The sequence below is a fragment of the Collinsella intestinalis DSM 13280 genome (assembly GCF_000156175.1).
GTDB classification, from domain to species: domain Bacteria; phylum Actinomycetota; class Coriobacteriia; order Coriobacteriales; family Coriobacteriaceae; genus Collinsella; species Collinsella intestinalis.
This window is the reverse complement of sequence record NZ_GG692711.1, coordinates 302475-326651: the sequence shown is the minus strand read 5'-3', so window position 1 is coordinate 326651 and position 24177 is coordinate 302475. Positions and strand designations below refer to the sequence as shown.

Below are 24177 nucleotides of genomic sequence, written 5' to 3'. Positions count from 1 at the left end.
TGCCGGACCCCAGCAAAAGGAGGAGACAAGCATGTCTTTGAAGCCGCTTGCAGATCGCGTTCTGATCAAGCCCGACGCCGTCGAGCAGAAGACCGCTTCCGGTCTCTATATCGCCAGCAGCGCTCAGGAGAAGCCCCAGCGCGGCACCGTCGTCGCCGTGGGCGCCGGCAAGATGAACGACCGCGGCGAGCGCATCCCGCTCGACGTCCACGAGGGCGACGTCGTGATCTACGGCAAGTTCGGTGGCAACGAGATCAAGGTCGACGGCGAGGAGTACCTGCTCATGCGCGCCGACGACATCTACGCCGTCGTCGAGTAGCCCCGTCTACGCATTTCCCGAACCTCAATTTGGGGGCTGTCCTCAAATTGAGGTGTCGGCTGCGGCACGCGACTCAGCCGCAGCCGACAAACCGCGACCTCAAATTGGGGACTGTCCCTAAAACGAGGTCCTGAGACGGATATGTAATTTGCACCCGTCCCTAATAACACATTTGGAGGAACATCAAATGGCTAAGAACATCACGTTCGATACCGACGCTCGCGCCAAGCTCGCCAAGGGCGTCAACACCCTGGCCGACGCCGTGACCGTCACCATGGGCCCCAAGGGCCGCTATGTCGCCCTGCAGCGCTCCTTCGGCGCTCCCATGATCACCAACGACGGCGTTTCCGTCGCCAAGGAGATTGAGCTCGAGGACAACATCGAGAACATGGGCGCCCAGCTGGTCAAGGAGGTCGCCACCAAGACCAACGACACCGTGGGTGACGGCACCACCACCGCTACGCTGCTGGCCCAGGCCATCGTGAACGACGGTCTCAAGAACGTCGCCGCCGGCGCCAACCCGCTGGCCATCCGCCGCGGTATCGACAAGGCCGTCAACGCCGCCGTGGCCGAGATGAAGAGCCTCGCCAAGCCGGTCGAGACCAAGGAGCAGATTGCTTCCGTCGGCACCATCTCCGCTGGTGACGCCGAGGTCGGCAACAAGATCGCCGACGCCATGGATGTCGTGGGCAAGGACGGCGTCATTACCGTCGAGGATTCCCAGACTTTCGATATCACCATCGACACCGTCGAGGGCATGCAGTTCGATAAGGGCTATGTCTCCGCGTACTTCGTCACGGACAACGACCGCATGGAGGCCGTGATGAAGGATCCCTATATCCTCATCACCGACCAGAAGATCTCCAACGTCCAGGACATCATGCCCGTGCTCGAGGCCGTCTCCCGTGCCGGCAAGGGCCTGCTCATCATCGCCGAGGACATCGACGGTGAGGCTCTGCCCACCCTGGTCCTGAACAAGATCCGCGGCGCCCTCAACGTCTGCGCCGTCAAGGCCCCCGGCTACGGCGATCGCCGCAAGCGCCTGCTCGAGGACATCGCTATCCTCACCGGTGGCCAGGCCGCGCTCGACGAGCTCGGCATCAAGGTCGCCGACATCACCGCCGACATGCTCGGTACCGCCAAGAGCGTGACCATCACCAAGGACAACACCACCATCGTCGACGGTGCTGGCACCAAGGAGGCCATCGCCGACCGCGTGGCCGCCATCAAGGGCGAGATGGAGCACACCGAGTCCGAGTTCGATCGCGAGAAGCTCCAGGAGCGCCTGGCCAAGCTCTCCGGCGGTGTGGCCGTGATCAAGGTCGGTGCCGCTACCGAGACCGAGCTCAAGGAGATCAAGCACCGCGTCGAGGATGCCCTGCAGGCCACCCGCGCGGCCGTCGAGGAGGGCATCGTCGCCGGCGGCGGTGTCGCCTTCATGGACGCCCTGCCTGCGCTCGAGAACATCGAGATCTCCGATCCCGAGGAGCAGATCGGCATCGACATCATCAAGAAGGCCCTGACCGCTCCCGTGGCCACCATCGCCAAGAACGCCGGTTACGAGGGCGCTGTCATCGTTGACAAGGTCTCCGAGCTCCCCGCGGGCGAGGGCCTGAACTCCGCCAACGGCGAGTGGGGCAACATGATCGACATGGGCGTGCTCGACCCGGTCAAGGTCACCCGCACCACCCTGCAGAACGCCGCCTCCGTGGCTTCCCTCATCCTCATCACCGAGGCCACCGTTTCCGACGTGCCCAAGAACACCCAGCTCGAGGACGCCATCGCGGCCGCTACCGCCGGCGCCCAGGGCGGCGGCATGTACTAAGCCGTAAGGTTTAGATAACTCACCGGAATCCCCCGGCAATCACGAATGCCTGATTGGGCGCTTCGTGATTGCCGGGGTTCTTCATTTCTATGCCGGACAATGCTGCGCGCAGGGCGGATGGGTCATTGGGGTGTGCAAGTGGGCGCTCTGGCGGTCGGGGTTTCTGAGATTGGGACGTGGCAAGTGCCGTTGGTCGACGCTGAACTACCAATCACGGAAGTATGAAAGAAATGTTCGATACTGAATGATATTGTCTGCAATTGTTTGTTTAGCCGTAGAAACGGCATAACCGATTGGAGATGAATGAGTAAAAGAACATTTTCGATCCCATCGCTGCGCATTCCATTGCACGATGCCTGGCGTCGTTCTCGCAGTGCTGCGGCATGCCTCCTGGCGGGAGCGGCTTTGACCGCCACCTGCATTGCTGCGATTCCCTCCGCTTGGGCCGATGCATCGAGTGTCCCCGGAAATCCGGTTGGTCACTGGACCTTCGACAATAAAAAGGGAGAGGCCTATGTCAATGAAGGCTCTGATAAAAATCTAAAACTGACGGTCTCCGGCGAGGGCGCCACGGTCGCTGCGAGCGACCTCAAGCCTCTCGGCAACTCCTTGATTCTTGCTGACAAGACCAAGGATTTTGACGTGAGTGTTGAGAACGCTGTCAATTCTCAAGGTGTATACAGCATTTCTATGTGGGTCTGCAACACCGATAAGAACCCCGATGCCAAGACGGCAATTTTGCAGTTCGGTGGTGAGGGTCGCACCCTGCTGTATCAAAAGCAAGACGGGAAGTTCACGTCCTTTGTCGGCGGCAACGATATCGACCTCGGCCAGGATGCCAAGCGTGGCAGCTGGGAGCACGTTCTTATCACCAAGACTGGCGACCCCAGAAACGTGACGCTCTACATCAATGGCTCAAAGGTCGGTAGCGGTGGCTGGACTGAGAATTTGCCTGCCGGCATGATGAAGCTTATTATCGGCGAGCACAAGAACGCAGGAGATATGTCCCGCTTCCAGGGCAAAGTCGACGAGCTCTGCATTTTCGACAAGGCGCTTTCCGCTGAAGAGGCGAGGGCCCTTTATGCCTCCTATGGCGAGCTGGCCATTGCCGACGAGCTGGTCAAGGAAATTGATGCCGCTAAGAAGCTTCTTGCTGGAGCAGGTGACAACCAGACTCAGGCTCACAGGGAACTCGCCGCGGCGATTGCCAAGGCCGAGGATGCTCTTAAGGCCAATGAGCCCGAAGCCATGAAGGCCGCCAAGAAGGGTCTGTCTGACGCAGTCAAGGCGGTTCGTGCCCTCGGTGTGACCATTTCGGTCGATCCCAAGAACGTGATCCGCGATATCGATGAATCTCTATTTGGCATCAATCATCGTTATTCGAACTATGGTTACGGTACGGTGAATCCTGACGGCACCGTCAAGGAGGATTTTGCCGCCCTGTACAAAAAGGCAGGTTTTGGCTCTCTGCGCTACCCTGGTGGCACGATCTCGAACAACTATGTGTGGACCGAGTCCATCGGTGACCTTGATCCCGAGACGCCCGAGATCGAGCGCACTCCGCAGATTCATGGCTTCTACAACAATCCCGGTCAGGCGGGCTTTGTGCCTGCTTTTGGCCTGCTCGAGGTCGCCGAGTTCGCCGAAAAGATGAACTCCGAGATCATCATGGTTTACGGCATCGGCCGCGGCGACGCAGCCGATGCGGCCGACATGGTTGAGTTCTTGAACGCCAAGAAGGGCACCAATCCCAATGGCGGTGTTGCCTGGGCCGATAGGCGTGCGGAACTCGGTCATCCCGAGCCTTTCGGCATTCGTTATTTCGAGATCGGCAACGAGAACAATCAGGGCGGCGACGACGGAACCGCTTCGCAGCAGTATTGGATGCCCCGCGTCGACGGCGGCGCGCTTGAGGGCTACGTCGATGGTGGTACTGCGACGTTCAGCAAGCAGTATGCCGTGGTTCGCGGCGACTGGAACCAGGCAAAGTCTTTCTCGACCGGTGAGCCTAGCCAGGAGTTCGGCTGCCGCTATGCATTGATTCCTCGTACGGATAGGGACGGCGTCAAGCGCGATGCTGTCGTTCCGGGCTCCGTTAAGGTCTACGTTGGTGATGAGCTGTGGAATCCCACCGATGACATCACCAAGGCGGATAAGGACGAGAAGGTCTATCAGATCGACGTGAAGACCGGCTTCTTCAAATTCGGCGATGGTGAGCATGGTGCCATCCCCGAGAAGGGCAAGCAGGTCAAAGCTGACTATCAGGTTGAGCGTGACGGCTTCATTGACATTTCCAAGGCCATGCGCGAGACCCAGAAGCAGATCAACGAGGCTTCTGGTTCCCAGGATAAGATCAACGTCTACACCTCCTGGGAAGCCAATGACTTTGTCGACAAGATGCATCAGAAGAATGCTGATAACCTGTACGACGGCATGGCGGTTCATCCGTACACCAACAAAGTTGGCAATCCGCACATGAACGATAACGCTGCTACTGTTCAAGACAGGACGCAGTGGTATCTCGATGTCATGCGCTTGGGCGATGGCGTTGCCAACAGCGTTAAGGGCCATGTTGACTACATGCGAAAGATATCGGGTGACGATAGCAAGGTTCCGGTTATTTCCGAGTACGGTATCTTCCGCTCCACTAACCCCATGGTGCGCTCGCAATCGCATGCACTGTTCATTGCTCGCGCTATCATGGAATACGCTGAGCAGGGAAGTCCTTACATTCAGAAGCACTGCCTGGTTGACTACTACTCTTCTGGCGCAGATTCGCTTGGCCCGACTCAGCAGGCGGTAATCCAGGCTGTTGCTCAGAACAACCTTGACGGTCAGAAAGACGGTACGGGTCCGTTCAAGTTCTTCTCTACGCCCAGTGCGAGTATTTTCGAAATGCTCAACAGCAGCTTTGGCAGCAAAATGGTGGATGTGGCTCTCTCTAATGAGTCGACGCTTTCCAATGGTGTGTCGCAGCACTCCGTCATGGCTTCGACCGATTCCAATGGCACTGTGTATCTTGCCATCGTCAATTTGGGATTGAACGACGTGGAGACCGCCGGTGCAAATGCTTCCCTTGCCAACAAGGCCGTTCTGTCCGTGAACGGTGTGGACTTGACTGGGAAGACTGTCAAGGTCCAGACGCTTTCCGGTGCAAGCTTCGATCAGGAGAACGATCTAGATCACCCGGACAACGTCAAGATCGAAAAAACTGAGTTCAAGTCATCTTCCGCCGCTCCGGAGTTGGAGCTTGCTCCGCATTCCTTCACCATTGTGACGATTGGTGATCCTGCGCCTGAGCCCGCTCCCGAGCCTGAGCCCGAGCCGCAGCCGATGCGTCACACGGTTGAGTTTATGGTCAACGGTAACAAGGTCGCGTCCCTTATCGCCGTTGATGGCAAGCTCGAGGGTGAGGCCCCCGTTCCCACTAAGGACGGCTGGACGTTCGAGGGCTGGTTTACCAAGGACGGCGCGCTGTTCGATTTCAGCAAGCCGATCGATCGCGACATGGTCCTGACCGCAAAGTGGAGCAAGCCGCTGACCGGCATCGGCGAGGCAAAGCCGGTCGAACCCGCCAAGCCCGCACCCAAGCCGCAGGAGAAGCCCCAGGCCACTCCCAACGGTGGTTTGCCGCAGACGGGCGATCCCGCATCGCTTGTCGCTATGATGGGCTTTGCCGGTGCTGCCCTGGCGGTTGCCGGGGCGAAGGGTCGCAAGCGTCGTTCGTAGCGCACCCATCGTCATCCTGATGTCTTAAGGGCATCGAGCGTCCGGTGTTTATCTCTTAGATGAGATACGACGCCGGGCGCTTTTTATGTGCGAGCGCGGCGGCGGTCGCTTGGCTGCCCCCACGAACAATGTCCTTACGCGGTCGATATCCGATGGAAATAAACATGGGCCCTTCGCCATAGATGCGAAGGGCCCATGTTGTAATGCTCGTTTGGGGAGCGGCGCCTCGTCGTTCGGCACCTGCGAAGCGACCGTTCTTACGCGAAGAACAGCTCGGAGAGGGTCATCGGGTCAACGTACTCGCCGTCCTTGTAGACGCGCATGTTGCCGGAGGCGATCTCGTCGATCAGGATGACGTTGCCGTCGGCGTCGTAGCCGAACTCGAACTTGATGTCGTAGAGGACGAGGCCCTTCTCGGCCAGGTCGTCGGCGACGATCTTGGTGATCTGCTTGGTCATCTCCTTGAGGGAGTCGTACTGCTCGGCGGTCATGACGCCCAGGTCGACCAGGCCGTCCTTAGTGACCAGCGGGTCGCCCAGCTCGTCGTTCTTGAAGGTGGTCTCAACGTAGGACGGCAGGTCGTCGCCCTCGTTGCAGTACTGCTTATAGCGGCGGTAGAAGGAGCCCACGGCCTTGTTGCGGCAGATGACCTCGAGGCCCTCGCCAAAGACCTTGGCGGGCAGGACCTCCATGGTGGTGTCGTCGAGGTTGGCGGACACGTAGTGGGTCTTGATGCCGGCGGCGTTGATCTTCTCGAAGAAGTAGATGGACATGCGGAGGTTGACGTCGCCCACGCCCTCGATGGTGAGGCCGACCGCGTTCTCGCCCGGATCGAAGACGCCGTCCTTGCCGGTGCAGTCGTCCTTGAACTTGAGCAGGTAGTTGCCGTTCTCGAGGGCGAACACGTCCTTGGTCTTGCCGGAGTACACGAGTTCCTTGGTCATGGCGGTAAGTCCTTTCACACAGCGCCGCATGCTTTGACGGTGTGAGTGTACAACATCGTCAAGGTGCCTAATAAGGTCATGCGCAAACTGATTTATTGTTACAGAAAGATTATGCATGGGTGTCATTTTGGCGAGCATGGCATGCTCGAACATCGCGTGGTGGGAAGCATGTTTACATGGCGAAAAAGGACCCCTCTGAAACGGTGGCCGCGCGGGTCGGTTGCCGCGTGCGAAAGGCTGTTTGACGATGGTTGATCTTTCCATGCGCGCGTATCGCGCAGCATCGGCGCGCGCGGCGTGCGAAGCCGATCAGAGCAGGGCCGATCGTGCCCTCGACGTCGCAGTGGCGGGCGAGCCGCTGGCGGCACTGGGGGACCCAACTGTTCTCGGCGGGGGCGCTCATGAGCCCACACCCACTCCGTACTGGATTCTCGACGACTTGCTGGGGGGATTGTCTTTTGAGCGGACCGACCGCCTGCTCGACGTGGGCTGCGGGGCGGGCCGTGTCCTGGCATACGCCGTGGCGACGCAGCTGCCGTGTCGTGTGACGGGGGTCGAGCTTGATGGGCGGTTGGCCGCGCGGGCGGCGTCGTGGACGAGGGGCCGCGACGGGCTCGAGGTCATCGCGGGCAGTGCACTCGACATCCCCTTGGGGGCCTATACGCATTTCTACCTGTTCAACCCATTCGACCAGGTCTTGCTCGTCGAGTTTCTCGACCGGCTCGAGGCGCAGGTGCGCCGTTCCATCACGCTCGTGCACATGTCGGATAACGGCGAGAGCTTTGCGTATCTGGGCCGTGCGGGATGGATGCGAGAGCGGGAGGGTTCGTTTTATGCGCATCCGGCTGGCGGTTTTCCGGTTTTCGGGCACCCTCAGCACTACTCCATTTGGCGTTACGTACCAGATGCGAACGGGGTGAAGGGCGCGCCTGTGGTATAACAGGAGGGCGTCGTTCAAGTGCGATTACAACGAAATGACCTCATGCGTTCCGTCCGGGGCACCGCCGCCGGGCGTTTTCGCGTGTCCATTCGCCTGGGCGATGCCGCACGCACATCAAGAGTAGAAAGCCGGGAAGCACCCAAATGACGCGCGACAAGATCAAGCCCATCCTCTTCAGCATCATCAAACACCAGGACCCCGAACAGCTCAAGCGCCAGATCCCCCGCGACATCGTCGCCGGCATCGTGGTGGCCATCGTGGCGCTGCCCCTGTCGATCGCCCTCGCCATCGCTTCGGGTGTCGGGCCCGAGCAGGGCCTTTATACCGCCATCGTCGCGGGCTTCATCATCGCGTTGCTCGGCGGCAGTGCGGTGCAGATCTCGGGTCCCACCGCCGCGTTCGCCACCATCGTGGCGGGCATCGTCGCCTCGAGCGGTATGGACGGCCTGGTGGCCGCGACCATCATCGCAGGCGTGCTTCTGATCCTCATGGGCGCCTTTCGCCTGGGCACGCTCATCCGCTTCGTGCCCTACACCATCACCACGGGCTTCACGGCGGGCATCGCGGTGACCATCGTGGCCGGCCAGCTCAAGGATCTGTTCGGCCTCACGTACCCGGCAGGCACCCCCACCATCGAGACGATGGACAAGCTCTCGGCCGTGGCCGCCAGCTTCTCCACCTTCAACGTCGAGGCGCTCATCGTGGGCCTCGTGTGTCTGGCGGTGCTCGTGCTGTGGCCGCGCGTGAGCCAGCGCATCCCCGGCTCGCTCATCGCGGTGCTCGCGGGAATTGCCATGGTGAGCGGTCTGGGCATGAACGTGAACACCATCGGCGACCTCTACACCATCAACGCCGGTGTTCCGCAGCTGCAACTGCCCCAGTTGAGCTTCGATCTGTTCCGCGAGCAGCTGCCCAACGGCTTCACCATCGCGATCCTCGCGGCCATCGAGTCTCTGCTGTCTTGCGTGGTGGCCGATTCCATGATCAGCTCGCACCATCGCGCCAACATGGAGCTCGTCGCCCAGGGCGTGGGCAACATCGGTTCCGTGATGTTCGGCGGCATTCCCGCCACGGGCGCCATCGCCCGCACCGCCGCCAACGTGAAGGCCGGCGGCCGTACGCCCATCGCCGGCATGGTCCACGCCGTGGTGTTGCTCGCCGTGATGGTGTTCCTCATGCCGTATGCGGCGCTCATCCCCATGCCTTGCATCGCCGCCATTCTGCTGCAGGTTGCCTACAACATGTCCGGCTGGCGCACCGTGGTGCACCAGGTACGCACCGCACCCAAGAGCGACGTGGCCGTGCTTGTGGTCACCTTCCTCTTTACCGTGGTGTTCGACCTGGTTATGGCCATCGGCGTTGGCATGATGATCACGCTCGTGCTGCTCATGAAGCGCCTGAGCGACGAGACCGAGGTCCGCGGTTGGAAGTACTACTGCGACGAGGACTCCGAGGTCACGCACCTGCGCGAGCTGCCGAAGAGCGTGCGCGTGTACGAGATCAACGGCCCGATGTTCTTCGGCATGACCGACCAGATCGCCGAGATCTCGGTGAAGGAGTTCACCCGCTACCTGATCGTCCGCATGCGCGGCGTGCCTTCGCTCGACTCCTCGGCCATGAACGCGCTCGAGAACCTGCGCGAGTATTGTGCCGAGAATGACGTGCAGCTCATCATTTCGCACGCCAACGAGCAGCCCATGAAGACCATGGAGCGCGCCGGCTTTGTGGAGAAGGTGGGTCGCGAGCACTTCCGCACCAGTATCGACGACGCCATCGCCCATGCCCGCGAGCTGCTGGGGGAGGACGCGTAAGGCCCATTTTGAAGGCAGGCCCCACTCGGGGGCAGATGCGAATGAGGCGCTTGTGATTCGGTGCGTCTTCCTGCATTAAATACGAAGAATTAGGCGCCCTGGACTCATGAGGTCCAGGGCGTTTTAGTGCCCTCGGCAAAACTTGACAACAGAACAAATGTTCGTATACTGACTGTTATGGGAGCTTGTCGACTGAAGCGGCTGTTTGCGTCAAGCACGGACAAGCTCTATCCGCGTGAGAACCTGTGGCTATACGGGGCCGTTGATTCGGCTTTCATTTCCCCAGTGAGCGTGTTCTACATGGGCGTCTTTTGGCGTCGCGATGGAGCTGCTGGGAGGTGGACAGGGCGCGCAGCTTTTGCGGTTAGTTCAAATTTGGCCGGGGGCTATCTGGAACAGCACCAAGCCAAATCTCTCTCATGTCATTTAGTAGTAGAATATAGTAGTATAAAATGGATGACAGGTGGAATACCATGCTTGAGCTCGTTGTTCATCCTAGAGTGAGTGCGCGTCACCCCCAGCTTTCCGATGAAGATGTGCGCGTCGCTTGGCAAAACTCGTTTTTTCAGGCGTTGCGGACCGGTTCGAAGAATTCACCGGAATATCTCTGGATTGGAATCGATGGAAAGGGGAGAGAGGTAGAAATGGTTGGCGTGCCGACGGCGACGGGATATCTCATCTATCACGCGAACACTCCGCTTTCAAAGCGCGTGAGAGATGAGGTCAAGGGAAGGAGGACTTGATGGCTACGTATAAACTCGCCGACGGGAAAGTTTTAACAGACCGCGACATCGAGGAAATGGCTCGTGAGTGGGAAGAGGGCACTTGGGAAGGGCCTTTGGTTGAGCTGCGCGTTGGGAGGCCCCGTTTGTCTGAGGAACCGAATGCCAACCTCTCATTTAAATGCCCGGAAAGCAGCGCCGCGCTCATTGCCGCGGCGGCAAAGGAGCTTGGGATCAAGAAGTCTGCGTTCATGCGCGAGGCCGCTGTTGAGAAGGCTGTGCGAGTCTTGGCGGCAGCTGGTTGATTAGAACGAGCGGATCCACACGGCGTTTTTCGGCCTGTGAGTTCCCGCATTCGGAATGCTGCAAGTTCTGCGGTGGAAATCCCCTGCATAATGCGTTTGTGGGGGAGTCCGGCCGGGATGTAGTGCTTTGTGCCGCTACAATACGTACGGTTCAAATCACGATACATGGAACGGCGTGCGCATCTGCGCCGCCACGTTAGAAAAGGACGCACGCGCCCATGGCCTCTTACGCCCCGCAGATCTCCTCGCGTCGCACGTTCGCGATCATCTCGCACCCCGACGCCGGCAAGACCACCCTTACCGAGAAGCTCCTGCTCTACACCGGCACCATCCAGTCCGCCGGTTCGGTCAAGGGCAAGCAGAACTCCCGCCATGCGGTCTCCGACTGGATGGACATCGAGAAGCAGCGCGGTATTTCCGTCACCTCCTCGGTGCTCCAGTTCACCTATGGCGGCTGCTGCGTGAACATTCTCGATACCCCCGGCCACCAGGACTTCTCCGAGGACACGTACCGCACCCTCATGGCCGCCGACGCCGCGGTCATGGTGATCGACGGCGCCAAGGGCGTCGAGGCCCAGACCAAGAAGCTCTTCCGCGTCTGCGCTATGCGCGGTATCCCGATCTTCACGTTCGTGAACAAGATGGACCGCGAGACGCGCGACCCGTTTGACCTCATGGAAGAGGTCGAGAACGTGCTCGGCATCCGCACCTATCCCATGAACTGGCCTATCGGCAACGGCCGCGACTTCCGCGGCGTATTCGACCGCGCCAGCCGTAAGGTCCTTGCGTTCGAGGGCGACGGCCGCGCCAATGGCACCAAGAAGGTCGATGAGGTCGAGGCCACGCTCGGCGACGCCGCGCTGACCGAGCTCATCGGCGAGCACAACCACAACAACCTGATGGACGACATCGAGCTGCTCGATGGTGCCGATTCCGAGTTCGACCTCGATGCGGTTCTCACGGGCAAGCTCTCCCCGGTGTTTTTCGGCTCCGCGCTCACGAACTTCGGCGTCGAGCCCTTCCTCAAGGACTTCCTGCGCCTGGCCCCCGGCCCCGGCGCGCACACCGACGCGCTGACCGGCGAGCCCGTGGAGCCCACGCGTGAGGACTTCTCCGGCTTCGTCTTCAAGATCCAGGCGAACATGGACAAGAACCATCGCGACCGCATTGCCTTCGTGCGCATCTGCTCCGGCAAGTTCGAGCGCGGCATGGACGCCACGCACGTGCAGGGCGGCCGCAAGATCAAGCTGGCCACGGGCACGACCATGATGGCCGACGACCGCGCCATCGTGGACGAGGCCTACGCCGGCGACATCGTGGGCCTGTTCGACCCGGGCATCTTCTCCATCGGCGACACCATCTGCACGGGCAAGAAGCCGGTGCAGTTCACGGGCATCCCCACGTTCGCGCCCGAGCTGTTCGCGCGCGTCACGCAGGTCGATACGCTCAAGCGCAAGCAGTTCGTGAAGGGCATGGAGCAGCTCGCCCAGGAAGGTGCCATCCAGATCTTCCGCGAGCTCGGCGCCGGTATGGAGTCGGTCATCGTGGGCGTGGTGGGCACCCTGCAGTTCGAGGTGCTCGAGCAGCGCCTCAAGAGCGAGTACCACGTCGAGGTGCGCCGCCAGCCGCTGCCCTACACCGACATCCGCTGGATCGTGAACGAGCCCGGCACCATCGACATTCCGGCGCTCTCCCTCACGCGCGACACGCTGCGTGTCGAGGACATGCGCGGCGGCAAGTTGCTACTGTTCACGAGCCCGTGGAACATCGATTGGGCCACGGACCACAACAAGGAGCTCAAGCTGTCCGAGTTCGGCAACGTGGAGTTCTAAGATGCAGGCGGGGCCCGGGCATTGGCCATGAGACGCGCACGTCGCGATGCCCGGGCCCGCTTCTCAGGCGCTCCGCTCCCATGAAGTGGTCGCGATTTGCTGCTCTGTTCTAGCGTGGCAAATCGCGACCATTTTTTTGAGATATCGGGCTGGAAATGGTCGTGATTTGCTACTTTGTTCCAGCGTGGCGAATCACGCCCATTTCTTTAGATTATTCAAGCGAAAAATGGTCGCAAAATGCCACGTTTGTACAGAGTGGCATTTTGCGACCAGCCACGGGACCAGCCACGGGACCAGCCACGGGGCCAGCCACGGGGCCAGCCTACGGCGCGTGAGGACCCGTGCTCGAAGGTCCTACCTTGTGTTCGCGACGATCCTCCGTCGTCTACATCACAAATGCCGCCGCCATGGCAACGACAACCGCGGGGAGCATGTTGGCCACGCGGAAGGTCTTGGGCCAGATCAGGTTGATGCCGATGCAGAAGATGAGGATCGAGCCGACCGTCGAGAGGTTGGCGAGTGCCGCGGCGGTCATGAGCGGCTGCAGGGAGCTTGCGAGCAAGGTGAGGGCGCCCTGGAGCGCCAACACGGGAATCGCGGCGAAGATACAGCCCTTGCCCATCGACGCCGTCATGGTGCACACGAGCAGGGCGTCGATGGCGCCCTTGATGGCGAGCGTCGTCCAGTCGCCCATCGTGCCGTCCTGGATGGCGCCGACGATGGACATGGCGCCGATTGCGACGGAAAGCGACGCGGTGACGAAGGCGTCCACGAACTCGGAGTCGCCGCTGCTGCCGGTCGCATACTTGAGCCACTCGCCAAAGCGGTCGATCTGGCGTTCGAGGTCGAGCATTTCGCCGATGAGCGACCCCAACGCGAGCGAGACGACGACGAGCACGGAGCCGCCGGCCGAGATCTCGCCGCCGGATACGGTGAGCATGCCGCTCATGGCGCCGGAGATGCCGATGAAGATGATGGCCACCGCGGTTGCCTTGAGAAGGGTGTCTTGTATGCGTTCGTTGATGAACCGTCCGAAGGCGAGGCCGGCGAAGCCGCCCAGGAGGATGAGCGTGACGTCGATGAGCGTTCCGAGTCCGATCATGGGGGCTCCTAGTGCGCTTCGATGCCTGGCAAGAGAGGCGCGTTGATTCCGGTTACGTGCTCGAACAGGCCCGAGCAGCCCTCTGCGATATCTCGATAGGCCGCGTCGAAGTCCCCGGTATACCAGGGATCGGCCACGTCGCGGTTGCTTCCGGCAAATTCCAAGAGCTTGTGGCAGGTGCCGTTGGGATCGCCGTTGAGAATGCGATTGAGGCCCCGTTCGTTCTCGCGATCCATGTACGCGATGAGGTCCCAGTTTCCGTATTCGCCGCGCGTGATCTGACGAGCGCGATGCGCCCCGACGGGGATGCCGGCTTCGCGGAGCTTGGAGACGGTCCCGTGATGCGGAGGGTTTCCGATCTCCTCGCGAGACGTCGCCGCGGAATCGATCGTGAATTCGCCCTCGAGCCCGGCCCTCCGCACGAGTTCCTCAAAGACGAACTGGGCCATGGTGGAACGGCAGATGTTCCCGTGGCAGATGAAGAGAATGCGATGCATGTCGCAAGTGACCTTTCAATGGGTGATTTCACAGCACAGCTTACCAGAGCGCGCGAGGGTGGGACGGCATGGTGCCGTGCGCGGCAGCATGGCTTGCGCGTGCGGCGGTTTTGCCTCCGGTTGCGCGGGCTCGGCCCCGGTGGTTTGCCTCTGGTCGTCGAGATCGGCTTGGCACACATTCGGGTGAGGCCGGTCCGGCGGTGCGTGATTGCCTCCGTGCCGCCGCATAGGGATTGCATGATGCGTCCCAACGGTCGGGTAGGATGTAATGCCTAGCCGAATTCGATGGGAGAGTCTTCATATGACCGAAACGAACAACGTCGACATCGCCTCCATCATGAATATGGTCGCCACGCTGAGCCCGGAGGGGAGCGGCGCGCGCAAGGATGTCATCATCGAGCCCGCTGCGCCAGCGCCCGCGCCCGTTTCGGAACCCGCGCCTTCCGTGGCACCGGTCCGTGCCGCCACGGTGCGCACCCTCGGCTCCGCCGGCTCGCTCACCGCCGACGATGTCGCGGATGCCCCGGCGACCGGTCGCCGCGCGGAGACTTCGCCCGAGGAACTGGCGGCTCGTCACAAGCGCATCGTCGCGGCCCTCGCCTCCGAGTTGAACCAGCCCGCCGCTCGCATCGAGGCCGTGATCTCGCTCATCGATGAGGGAGCGACGATCCCGTTCATCGCGCGCTACCGCAAGGAGGCCACAGGCGGCATGGACGACGTCGCGCTGCGCACACTCGATGATCGCCTGTCTTATCTTCGCAATCTCGAGCAGCGCAAGTCCGACGTGATCGCGGTGATTGACGCCCAGGGCAAGCTCACCGAGGAGCTGCGTGCAAGCATTGAAGAGGCGTCCACGCTTCAGCGCGTGGAGGACCTCTACAAGCCCTACCGCAAGAAGCGCGCCACCCGTGCGTCCAAGGCGCGCGACTCCGGCCTCGAACCGCTCGCCAACCTCATTCTCATGCAGCCCGCCCAGGGGGCCGAGCCGCTCGTGGCGGCGGCCGAATACGTCAACGCCGAGGGCGGCTTTGCCACTGCGGAGGCGGCGCTTGCGGGTGCGCGCGATATCGTTGCCGAGCTCGTGGCGGAGGACCCCGAAAACACGGCGGACCTGCGCGAGTACACGCATAAGACGGCCGCCATCGAGTCCGAGGCGATCGATGCGGACGAAAAGACGCCGTACGAGCCCTATTACGAGTTTTCCGAGCCGGCTCGTTCCATTCCTAACCATCGCATCCTCGCCATTAACCGCGGCGAGCGCGAGGGCAAGCTGCGCGTGCGCGTGCGCGTGGACGGTGAGGCCGCGGCCGAGCGCCTCCAGAGCCGCTACCCGCGTCGCCGTGGGCCGTTCGCATCCGAGCTCAACGCCGCCATCGCCGATGGCTACAAGCGCCTCATGGCCCCCTCGCTCGAGCGCGAGCTTCGCGTCGACCTCACCATGCGCGCCCAGGCCGACGCCATCAAGGTCTTTGCCAAGAACACCGAGGGCCTGCTGCAGCAGCGCCCGGTGCGCGGTGCGCGAGTGATCGCGCTCGACCCGGGCTATCGCGCTGGCTGCAAGGTAGCGGTGCTCGACGAGTACGGCAAACTGCTCGACCACACGATTCTGTATCCCACGCCGCCACGTCGCGACATCGCGGGCACCAAGCGCGAGCTTTTGCGCCTCGCTCGCAAACACCGCATCAATACCATCGTGGTGGGCAACGGCACGGCGAGCCGTGAGACCGAGGAGGTCGTGTCCGCCTTCATTGCCGAGTCCGCCCCCGAGCTACGTTACACCATCGTCAATGAGGCGGGTGCCTCGGTGTACTCGGCTTCCAAGCTGGCAAGTGAGGAGTACCCGGACCTCGACGTGACCACGCGCGGCGCCATGAGCTTGGGTCGCCGCCTGCAGGACCCCTTGGCCGAGCTCGTCAAGATCCCGCCGCAGTCCATCGGCGTCGGCCAGTACCAGCACGACCTCGATCAGGCCGAGCTCGGTCGCGCGCTGGGCAACGTGGTGGAGAACGTGGTCAACCGCGTGGGCGTGGACGTGAACACCGCGAGCGCGAGTCTGCTCGGATACGTTTCGGGCATCACGCCCGCCGTGGCGAAGAACATCGTGGCGTACCGCGAGGAGAACGGCGCCTTCACCGATCGCCGTCAGCTCAAGAAGGTTCCCAAGCTCGGCCCCAAGGCGTATCTCAACGCGGCGGGCTTCATGCGCATCACGGGTGGCAAGAACCCGCTCGACGCCACGAGTGTGCATCCCGAGAGCTATGAGATCGCCGGTGAGCTACTGCGCCGTGCCGGTGTGGCGCCGAGTGCGCTGGCGGCGGGCGGCGTGCCGGGCATTGGCGCCAAGATCGGCGGTCTGGGCGCGGTGGCCGCCGAGCTGGGCTGCGGCGTGCCCACCCTGCGCGATATCGTGGCGGAGCTCGAAAAGCCCGGCCGCGACCCGCGCGACGACGCCCCCGAGGTCGTGTTCTCCCAGGCGGCGCGCAGCATCGAGGACCTCGAGGTCGGCATGGAGCTCAAGGGCACCGTGCGCAACGTGGTGGACTTCGGCGCGTTTGTGGATATCGGCGTGCATCAGGATGGTCTGGTCCACATCTCCAAGCTCGCCGATCGCTTTGTGAAGCATCCGAGCGAGGTCGTGGCAGTGGGCGATACCGTGACCGTGTGGATCACCGGCGTCGACAAGGCGCGCGGCAAGATCTCCCTCACCATGGTGAAGGGCCGCATGGGCAAGTAGTCCTTTTCGGCCCATTCGCCATGGGCCCGAGGGGCCTGGCGCCTCGACAGGAGGCGCCGCAATCGCCGGGCGCAGGTCGATGTCGGCCAGGTAGCCGGTGCCCTTCTCTCCAGGCTGTCCTCACTCGCTGCCGTAATACAGGCAGGGGATGCCCGGCATGCCGAGCGGATAGATTTGGTACAGGGTGGTGTCGAAAACCCGCATGGCGAGCGCCTTTCGCGGGGCCAGTCGCAAGGAGGCGCATCGCCCGAGGCTTTGGAGGGGTGTCGTGCATGCGGCCAGGAGTCGTGTGGGCCGAATCCCCGGGACCGGGCGGTGCGCTCAGGTGCAATCAAGCATAAAGCGCGGGCCGTCCATCGAGTGCAGCTCCTCGGTGGACGGCCCCGAATTGGCCTTGAAGGTACCCATACGGCGCATCGTGATGCCGCGGCATGGGGCATGGTCGTTTGATTATGGGGAAAGAGCCGACGTGAGTGCGCTTACCCCAAAAGGCCGCTCGCAACGGATGCGAGCGCGATGATCACGCCCACGATCGACTCGCCGCCGAGCACGCCGGAGGCAACGATGATGCCGGTCTCCTCGTGCGACGTCTCACCGGCGTCCGTATTGGCATTCGCCGCCACGTTGCCGCTCGCACGCGCGTTCCGGATGGACGCTATGCGATCGTAGGCGATCTTCACGGCTGCGCCGAGAGAGGCCGAGAGCGTCATGTAAAACGGTAGGTACACGCCGAGGCCAAGCATCATGGACGGGATGCCCAGGCAGTACAGGGCCACGCCCGCGACAAGGCCGAGCACGAAGGCGGGGACGCTCGGGATGCCCGACACCATGGTTGCCACCACGCTTGCCTGGGCGGACACGAAGAGCTTTCCGGGGCCGAATGCGTCGGCGCCGTAGGCGTTGAGGAGCGCGCACATCACCGCCACCGATACGGCGCAGCCGATCAGGGCGCCGATCGCCTGGCCGATCCACATGGCGCGCGGGTCGGTGCCGATGATTTTGCCGGTTTTGAAGTCACTCATGACGTCGCCCGCGAGGCCGCATGCCACGGCCACCACGCCTGCGACGAAAAGGAGCCTGACCTGATCGGACTCTCCCAGGGCGGCGATGACCAACAGGACGATGAGGCCGAAGATCTCCATGGGGTCTATGCCGGTTTGGCCCACCGACTGCGCGCTCATGATGGTGGTGACGAATGCGAGCACCACCACGACGGCGCAGGCGATGGGGGAGAGGCCGAGCACGAGGCAGACGAGGAGGGCGGCCGCCGCCACGAACAGGGCGAGGACGCTGCGGTCGAGTTTTCCGAATGCGCGTGCGGGGGCGTTTGCGTGGTCGTCGTCGTGTCGTCCATTGTGCGCGCTACGGAAGGCGGCGGGCAGGATGTCTCGCACCACGACACCGATGCCAGAGCCCATCATGAGGCCCATGCCCAGGCTCGACACGATTCCCTGCGCGTTCGCCACGTCCCAGAGTCCCGCCGCGCTGCCGCCCACGATGATCCCGAAGTTCGCGATGAGCCCGCCTGCCAGCCAAAATGCCACGGCGGCGCCGCCCACCAAAAAGCCGACCGATAGCAGCATGGGCGAGTTGTAGATGCCGAAGGCCACGCCGGGGATGGGCAGTGCGCCGATCATGGCGGGGATGACGCCCGCGAGGTCGCGCAGCGCGCACCAGATGCCGGCCACCGCCATGGACCCGAAGAGCCTCTTGCCCGTTGCGCCGCCCGCGCGGCTGGCCATGAGCGTTTCGGCGGCGGCGGTGCCGATGGGGTACTCGAGGTCGGGCTCCTCGACAAAACGGCGGCGGATCAGCGCCGTGCACACCAGGCCGAGCAGCGTGCCGGCCAGCGCGACGCCGCCGATCTCGATCCAGCTCAGCTCCGCATCGAGGCCGAGCATCCATACGCCGGGGATGGTGAAAGCCAATCCGCCCGCGACCATGGAACCGGCTGACATGATGATCTGGGTGACGTTCGCCTCGTTCAGGCTTGTGCGGCCCGCCGCGCGCAGCAGGACCAGCGCGGTAATCGAGGTGAAGATGGTCGGCCAGGGCAGGGCGCCCATCTTGAGGGCCGTGTAGACGGAAGATGCCGTGATGATGACGCAGCCGATGCAGCCGATGAGAATACCGGCGGCACTGATCTGCCCGCGCCACGGCGCGCGCTGGTTCAGAGAACTCATTTGTAGCTCCTTCGTATATCCGCTCCCCCTTATGCGGGGAGTCGGGTTACGGCAATAGGACCGCTATAGTGTAAGCTCGATTGAGAGATATGCGTTCGAGAACATGGAGGGCGCGATGGATGTCGATATGGAGGCCACGGGCGCTCGGCCCGAGGGACCGGATTCACGCGACCGGGTTTTGCAAGCTCGGGGCATCTCGGAGCCCTCGACGGCGTCCTGCCTTCTCGCCGTCGACGTGGGCAACACCGTTACCAAGTTCGGCGTGTTCGCCGCGGATGAACTCGCGGGCACGTGGGAGGTAACGACCTCCGAGCGCTGCACGGCCGATGAGGCATGGGCGCAGGCCGCCTGTGCGATCGACATGCTGGGCGCGCCCGAGCCCACAAGCGCCATCCTCTCCTGCGTGGTGCCGAGCCTTGCCGAGGTGTGGCGCTCCGCTTTGGGCAAGCTGTGTGGAACCCGTCCCTACGCGGTGGGCCCGGGTCTCAAGACCGGCATCCGCATGCGCTATGACGATCCGTCCGAAGTTGGTTCCGACCGTGTGGCCGACGCGGTGGCGGCGCGCGAGACCTACGGTGCTCCCGTGGTCGTGGTGGATTTGGGGACGACCACGAATATCGAGGTCGTGGACGAGTCCGGCGCCTTTGCCGGAGGCATCATCGCCCCTGGTGTCGCGCTGGGTGCGCGTTCGCTTACCGCCGCGGCGGCGCGTCTGCCCATGATTGAGCTGCGAGCGCCGGAGCGCGTGATCGGACGCAGCACACGCTCCGCCATGCAGTCCGGCGTGGTCCTGGGCGAGGCGGCGCGCATCGACGGCCTGCTCGACGCGGTGATGGACGAGCTTGGCACCGACGCTCCCGTGGTGATGACGGGGGACGGCGCCGCGCAGGTCGCCGCTCTCATCTCCCATGATGCGGTGGTCGATGAGACCCTCACCCTGCGCGGATTGCATCATATCTGGCTCCGCAATCGCCACTGACACGCGAATAGATGAGAGGTGTTCCCATGAACGAAATTGAGCAGTACGACGAGACGTTCGGGCCCAGCACCCAGGTGCGGGCGATTATCACCATGGTCCTTGTGGCCCTCATCGCCCTGTTCGTGTTCGGCCTTGCCCCGCACTTCGCCTCGCCTGAGGCGCATGCGGGGGTGATTGCCACCATCGACGAGAAGATCGACAACGTGCTCACCCTCACGGCGGGCTCCGCGGGTGCATCAGCGCTCATCTCGGCGATCCCCGGCGACGCGGGCTCGCCCATCGCCGAGAAGCTCATGGATCTGAGTACCGGTTTCCTCATCGTGCTCGCCGCCCTGTTCCTTGAGAAATACCTCATTGCCATCTTCAGCGGTGTTGCGCTGGGGCTCGTGATGCCGCTCGCGCTCCTCGCTGCGATTGTGTTCACCTGGGCGTACGGCCGTGCGCGCTGGTCGGCCGTGCCGGTGCGCCTCGGTGTCAAACTCGCCTTGATCGGCGCGGTGCTGCTGTTGGCCATACCCACCAGCACCTGGGTGACCAACCAGGTCGATGCCATGTACGACACTTCGCTCGCGCAGTCGGTCGAGGCGGCCGAGGCGTTGGCCGAGGGCGCGGCGGAGGCCGAGTCGGAAGGCGGCAAGAAGGACGAAGGCGGCATCCTCGGATTTTTCCAGGGCGCTATCGACACGGTGACCGGCGGGATTTCGAGCGCCGTCGAGGGCGCCCAGGAGTCGCTCAACCAGTTCATCGAGTCGCTGGCGGTGATGCTCGTGACCTCGTGCCTCATTCCGCTGCTGGTGCTTCTCTTCTACTTTTGGATGGCGAAGATCTTGCTGGGCGTGAATATCGATATTCACGCCGCCGCATCGACGCTCAACCCGGCCAAGGTGCGTCGTGGCGCGGTCAACGCCATCAAGGGCGGGGACCGGTCATGACGGGGTCTCGAATCGAGGAGGGCGGTATGCGGGGCGCGCCGGATGTCGCCGCATCGAGGGGCGGTTCTGCCGAATCGCCCGTGACGGTGCTTTGCATCGACGGGGACTCGCTCGATCGCGCGCAGGGTCTGTCCGATCGACTGGACGCCCCGGTCGCGGTCTGTGAGGCCGGTTGTTCGGAGGCGGCTTTCATTCCCGAGCCGGGCCTCCTGTATCTCAAGGTGTCCCGCGACGGTCTCTCCCTCATGCGCGATGGCATGGAGCTCCGCCCCGATTTTGCCGAGATGCTGCCCCGCATCAAGCAGGGTGCCCTGCAGCGAGAGATGCTCGTCAAGGCCGCCCGGGTGAAGGGCGTTGGGGCCCCGCGTGCCGTGGATGCCACGGCGGGGCTGGGCGAAGACTCCCTGCTGCTCGCTGCGGCCGGCTTCACGGTCACGCTGTGCGAGGCCGATCCGGTGATCGCCGCCCTGCTCGAGGACGCCCTCGCGCGGGCATCGGCGCATGAGGTCCTCGGGCCTATTGTCGAGCGCATGCACTTGGTCGCGGGCGACAGCCGCATCACCCTCGACCGCGCTGGGGCCAGTATGGATGCGCAGCCCGACGTGGTCTATCTCGACCCCATGTTCCCGGGGCGCACCAAGAGCGCTGCGGTCAAGAAGAAGTTCCAGCTCATCCACGGCCTCGAGCGCCCGTCTGAGCCCCTCGACGAGGAGTCACTGCTTCAGGCCGCGCTCGCCGCGCGTCCGCATAAAGTCGTGATCAAGCGCCCGGTGAAGGGCCCCCATCTCGCCGGCGTCAAGCCGAGCCACGCAATCGCTGGCAAGGCCGTGCGCTACGACTGCATCGTCCCGCCGCGCTGACGGGCCCACAGCGGGCTCGCCCACAGCGTTCGCGCCCCGCCGGGCAGGTCCACAGCGATCAGGCTTGCCGCGGACGGGCCCGCAGCGGCAGGCCCACAGCGGGCAGGCCCGCCGCATCCGTCTCCCTCGCTCGGCGAAGCGAAAAATGGGTTTCCCAACGCGGGGCCTCACGCCGCTCCGTGCGATAGGCGTAGAATGGCCCGTCGAAGCCACGACGATGGGAGGCTGGGCGATATGACGGCGGGTTTGGTGCTCGAGGGCGGCGGCATGCGCGGTCTGTACACGGCGGGCGTGCTCGACGTGTTCATGGAGCACGGCGTGGAGTTCGCCCATGCGGTGGGCGTGTCCGCGGGCGCCGCGTTCGGCGTGAACATCAAGTCGCGCCAGGTGGGCCGTGCCATCCGCTATAACAAGCGCTTCTGCGCCGATCCGCGTTACGCCAGCCTTAAGAACCTCCTGCGCACCGGGGAGCTTTACAGCATCGATTTCGCCTACCGCGAGGTGCCCTTGCGCCTCGATCCCTTCGATATAGAGGCCGCCGCCGCGAATCCCATGCGCTTCACGGCCGTTTGCACGGATATCGTCACGGGCGAGGCCGTCTATCGCGACATCGAACGCGGCGATGGCGATGACCTCGATTGGATTCGGGCATCCGCCTCGGTGCCCCTGCTCGCGCGACCCGTCGAGCTCGATGGCCGAGAGCTCCTCGACGGTGGCATCGCCAACTCGATCCCAGCGGCATGGATGGTCGCGCAGGGGTACGACAGAAACGTGGTCGTTCTCACACAGCCCGCGGGATTCGTGAAGGAACCGAACAGGCTCATGCCGCTCTTGAAGCGCGCATACGGTGCGTATCCCAAGCTGGTGGAGTTGCTAGCCAACCGCCACGTGCGCTATAACGCCCAGCTCGAAGAGGTGGCCCGCCTCGAGCGCGACGGGAAGGCGCTCGTCATCCGCCCGAGCGAGTCGGTCAAGGCGCCGCTCGTCGTAAAGGACCCGGAGATCTTGGAGCGGATCTACCAGGTAGGGCGCCGCGACGGCGAGGCGCGGATTGCGGACGTGAGGCGCTATTTGGCATAGCCGGCGGCATCCGCTGATTGGAGCCACATTCCCAGGTGGATGCGAAAGGTGTGTGTCACCAAAAGCGCACGATTGAAGTGGCTCCGCGGCGCGTACACTGGTGTACGGCGGCATTCGAGGCTCAGATGGAGCGTGCCGCATGAGACGCCGGAAGGCGTGGAGATGGTGCCCAGGCGGAAATAGAGGTCGCCGGCATCGGGGCGAGGCCCCCAATGAACGCGTCCGAGGGCGCAGAAGGAGGACGAAATGTCCGAGTACATCGAGAACGAGAACGAGAACGTGGAAGAGGTCGTCGAGGCTTCCGAGGCCGTCGAGGTCGTCGAGGAGGCTGTCGAGGCCGAGGACGTCGTCGAGGAGACTGCCGAGGAGGCTGCCGAGGAGGAGCCCAGCCTGGACGACCAGCTTTTCGATAAGGTGCAGCGCGCTGCTCGCCTGCTCCGCAACCGCAAGTTCGCCATGGGCCGTGAGGCCGAGGCCGACGCCGCCCGCGCCAGCGAGCTCATGCGCGCCCTCAAGCTCCTCGAGCTCAAGCCCCAGATGGAGCAGAAGGAGATGTCCGACCTGCTCGGCATGCGTCTGCGCGAGCTCGACGGCATCCTGCGCGAGGCTGAGGAAGTCGGCGCTGTGACGCGCATCATGCCCGAGGAGGAGGACATGCGCGCCATCCTCGTCTCCGCCAACGAGAACGCCGAGGAGCTCGCCGCTTCCATCGGTGGCAAGCGCAAGAAGCTCGTCCCGCAGCTGTCCCAGCTGGACGCCGAGGATATCGTCGCGCTCATGGACAAGCTCATCGACCCGCTGACCGAGATGGGTCTGGACAACGATGATCGCGGTGGCCGTGGCGGCGACCGCGGTGGCCGTGGTGGCTTTGGCGATCGCGGTGGCGACCGTGGCCCGCGCCGCGATTTCGGTGACCGTGGTCCTCGCAAGGACTTTGGCGATCGCGGCCCTCGTCGCGACTTCGGCGATCGTGACCGTGGCGGCCGTGGTGGCCGTGGCGGCTTTGGTGGCCGTGACGACCGCGGTGGTCGTGGCGGTTACGGTGATCGCGGCGGCCGTGGCAACTACGGCGATCGCGGTGGCCGTCGCTTCTAGAGCGAGGCTGAGCGCGGTCCGGCGGGTCCGGCCAAAGCGGGGCAGGGAGCTGATCGTCTCTGCGGTTCCGTTGGCCACATGGGTTTAAGCCGCGATTGCAACATCGCATCGGCCCGAGTGGTCGGGTTGGTTGCAGTGGTCCGGCTCGATCGAGTCTGCTGGTTTTGCCGAGTGTGGCTACAGCAAGAAAACGCGCACGTCGGGGGCGCACGGGATTCGAAACTCCCGTGCGCTCCTTTTTGTTGTCCGGGTTTGCGGTGCCGAACCCGTGCCAGGCCCGGGCGCGGG

General features: G+C 63.3%; 18 protein-coding genes. 14 read left to right on the top strand and 4 right to left on the bottom strand.

Annotation, left to right across the window (positions count from 1 at the left end; genetic code table 11):
- Positions 1-31: 31 nt before the first annotated feature.
- The 3 genes from COLINT_RS07970 to COLINT_RS07960 all read left to right on the top strand — a co-directional run bounded on the left by COLINT_RS07970 (position 32) and on the right by COLINT_RS07960 (position 5873).
- Positions 32-319 carry a co-chaperone GroES gene (locus COLINT_RS07970; RefSeq protein ID WP_006723971.1) on the top strand — a complete coding sequence of 96 codons (288 nt, stop codon included), beginning with the start codon at positions 32-34 and terminating at the stop codon, positions 317-319.
- Between the two features lie 187 nt (positions 320-506).
- The gene (gene groL, locus COLINT_RS07965; protein WP_006723970.1) at positions 507-2144 is read left to right on the top strand and encodes a chaperonin GroEL; all 1638 of its coding nucleotides are present in this window, start codon (positions 507-509) and stop codon (positions 2142-2144) included.
- 405 nt (positions 2145-2549) lie between these two features.
- Complete coding sequence (locus tag COLINT_RS07960; RefSeq protein WP_006723968.1) at positions 2550-5873, top strand: LamG-like jellyroll fold domain-containing protein; 3324 nt, start codon at positions 2550-2552, stop codon at positions 5871-5873.
- A 257-nt stretch (positions 5874-6130) separates the two neighbouring features.
- On the opposite strand, the gene COLINT_RS07955 is transcribed toward COLINT_RS07960, so the two are convergent.
- Positions 6131-6817: a phosphoribosylaminoimidazolesuccinocarboxamide synthase gene (locus COLINT_RS07955; protein WP_039910739.1), complete on the bottom strand. Its 687-nt coding sequence runs from the start codon at positions 6815-6817 to the stop codon at positions 6131-6133.
- Between the two features lie 247 nt (positions 6818-7064).
- On the opposite strand from COLINT_RS07955, the gene COLINT_RS07950 reads away from it, so the two are divergent.
- The 5 genes from COLINT_RS07950 to COLINT_RS07930 all read left to right on the top strand — a co-directional run bounded on the left by COLINT_RS07950 (position 7065) and on the right by COLINT_RS07930 (position 12427).
- Positions 7065-7757, top strand: a complete 693-nt coding sequence (locus COLINT_RS07950; RefSeq protein WP_006723966.1) for a class I SAM-dependent methyltransferase — start codon at positions 7065-7067, stop codon at positions 7755-7757.
- Between the two features lie 143 nt (positions 7758-7900).
- Complete coding sequence (locus COLINT_RS07945) at positions 7901-9568, top strand: SulP family inorganic anion transporter (protein WP_006723963.1); 1668 nt, start codon at positions 7901-7903, stop codon at positions 9566-9568.
- A gap of 473 nt (positions 9569-10041) precedes the next feature.
- Complete coding sequence (locus tag COLINT_RS07940; RefSeq protein ID WP_039910738.1) at positions 10042-10311, top strand: hypothetical protein; 270 nt, start codon at positions 10042-10044, stop codon at positions 10309-10311.
- Complete coding sequence (locus COLINT_RS07935; RefSeq protein WP_006723961.1) at positions 10311-10595, top strand: hypothetical protein; 285 nt, start codon at positions 10311-10313, stop codon at positions 10593-10595. Before COLINT_RS07940 ends, COLINT_RS07935 begins: the two co-directional genes overlap by 1 nt.
- 218 nt (positions 10596-10813) lie before the next feature.
- Positions 10814-12427 (top strand): peptide chain release factor 3, encoded by a 1614-nt coding sequence (locus COLINT_RS07930; protein ID WP_006723960.1) that lies wholly within the window; start codon positions 10814-10816, stop codon positions 12425-12427.
- A 385-nt stretch (positions 12428-12812) separates the two neighbouring features.
- Here the strand turns inward: COLINT_RS07930 and COLINT_RS07925 are convergent, their stop codons facing one another.
- Positions 12813-13529, bottom strand: coding sequence for a DUF554 domain-containing protein (locus tag COLINT_RS07925; protein WP_006723959.1), 717 nt, complete (start codon positions 13527-13529; stop codon positions 12813-12815).
- An 8-nt stretch (positions 13530-13537) separates the two neighbouring features.
- Positions 13538-14026 carry a low molecular weight protein-tyrosine-phosphatase gene (locus COLINT_RS07920; protein WP_006723958.1) on the bottom strand — a complete coding sequence of 163 codons (489 nt, stop codon included), beginning with the start codon at positions 14024-14026 and terminating at the stop codon, positions 13538-13540.
- A gap of 301 nt (positions 14027-14327) precedes the next feature.
- Here COLINT_RS07920 and COLINT_RS07915 point away from each other — a divergent pair, with 301 nt between their 5' ends.
- Positions 14328-16760 carry a Tex family protein gene (locus COLINT_RS07915; RefSeq protein WP_006723956.1) on the top strand — a complete coding sequence of 811 codons (2433 nt, stop codon included), beginning with the start codon at positions 14328-14330 and terminating at the stop codon, positions 16758-16760.
- A gap of 479 nt (positions 16761-17239) precedes the next feature.
- Here COLINT_RS07915 and COLINT_RS07910 read toward each other — a convergent pair whose 3' ends face one another.
- Positions 17240-18943 (bottom strand): OPT/YSL family transporter, encoded by a 1704-nt coding sequence (locus COLINT_RS07910; protein WP_006723955.1) that lies wholly within the window; start codon positions 18941-18943, stop codon positions 17240-17242.
- Between the two features lie 115 nt (positions 18944-19058).
- On the opposite strand from COLINT_RS07910, the gene COLINT_RS07905 reads away from it, so the two are divergent.
- The 5 genes from COLINT_RS07905 to COLINT_RS07885 all read left to right on the top strand — a co-directional run bounded on the left by COLINT_RS07905 (position 19059) and on the right by COLINT_RS07885 (position 23889).
- Positions 19059-19922, top strand: a complete 864-nt coding sequence (locus tag COLINT_RS07905) for a type III pantothenate kinase (RefSeq protein ID WP_233418454.1) — start codon at positions 19059-19061, stop codon at positions 19920-19922.
- Between the two features lie 26 nt (positions 19923-19948).
- Positions 19949-20854 (top strand): hypothetical protein, encoded by a 906-nt coding sequence (locus COLINT_RS07900; RefSeq protein ID WP_006723953.1) that lies wholly within the window; start codon positions 19949-19951, stop codon positions 20852-20854.
- On the top strand, positions 20851-21714 hold the full coding sequence (locus tag COLINT_RS07895; protein ID WP_006723952.1) for a class I SAM-dependent methyltransferase: 864 nt from the start codon (positions 20851-20853) through the stop codon (positions 21712-21714). Before COLINT_RS07900 ends, COLINT_RS07895 begins: the two co-directional genes overlap by 4 nt.
- A 234-nt stretch (positions 21715-21948) precedes the next feature.
- Positions 21949-22794 (top strand): patatin-like phospholipase family protein, encoded by an 846-nt coding sequence (locus tag COLINT_RS07890; protein ID WP_211204005.1) that lies wholly within the window; start codon positions 21949-21951, stop codon positions 22792-22794.
- A 246-nt stretch (positions 22795-23040) separates the two neighbouring features.
- Complete coding sequence (locus COLINT_RS07885) at positions 23041-23889, top strand: hypothetical protein (RefSeq protein ID WP_006723950.1); 849 nt, start codon at positions 23041-23043, stop codon at positions 23887-23889.
- The last annotated feature ends 288 nt before the right edge of the window (positions 23890-24177 follow it).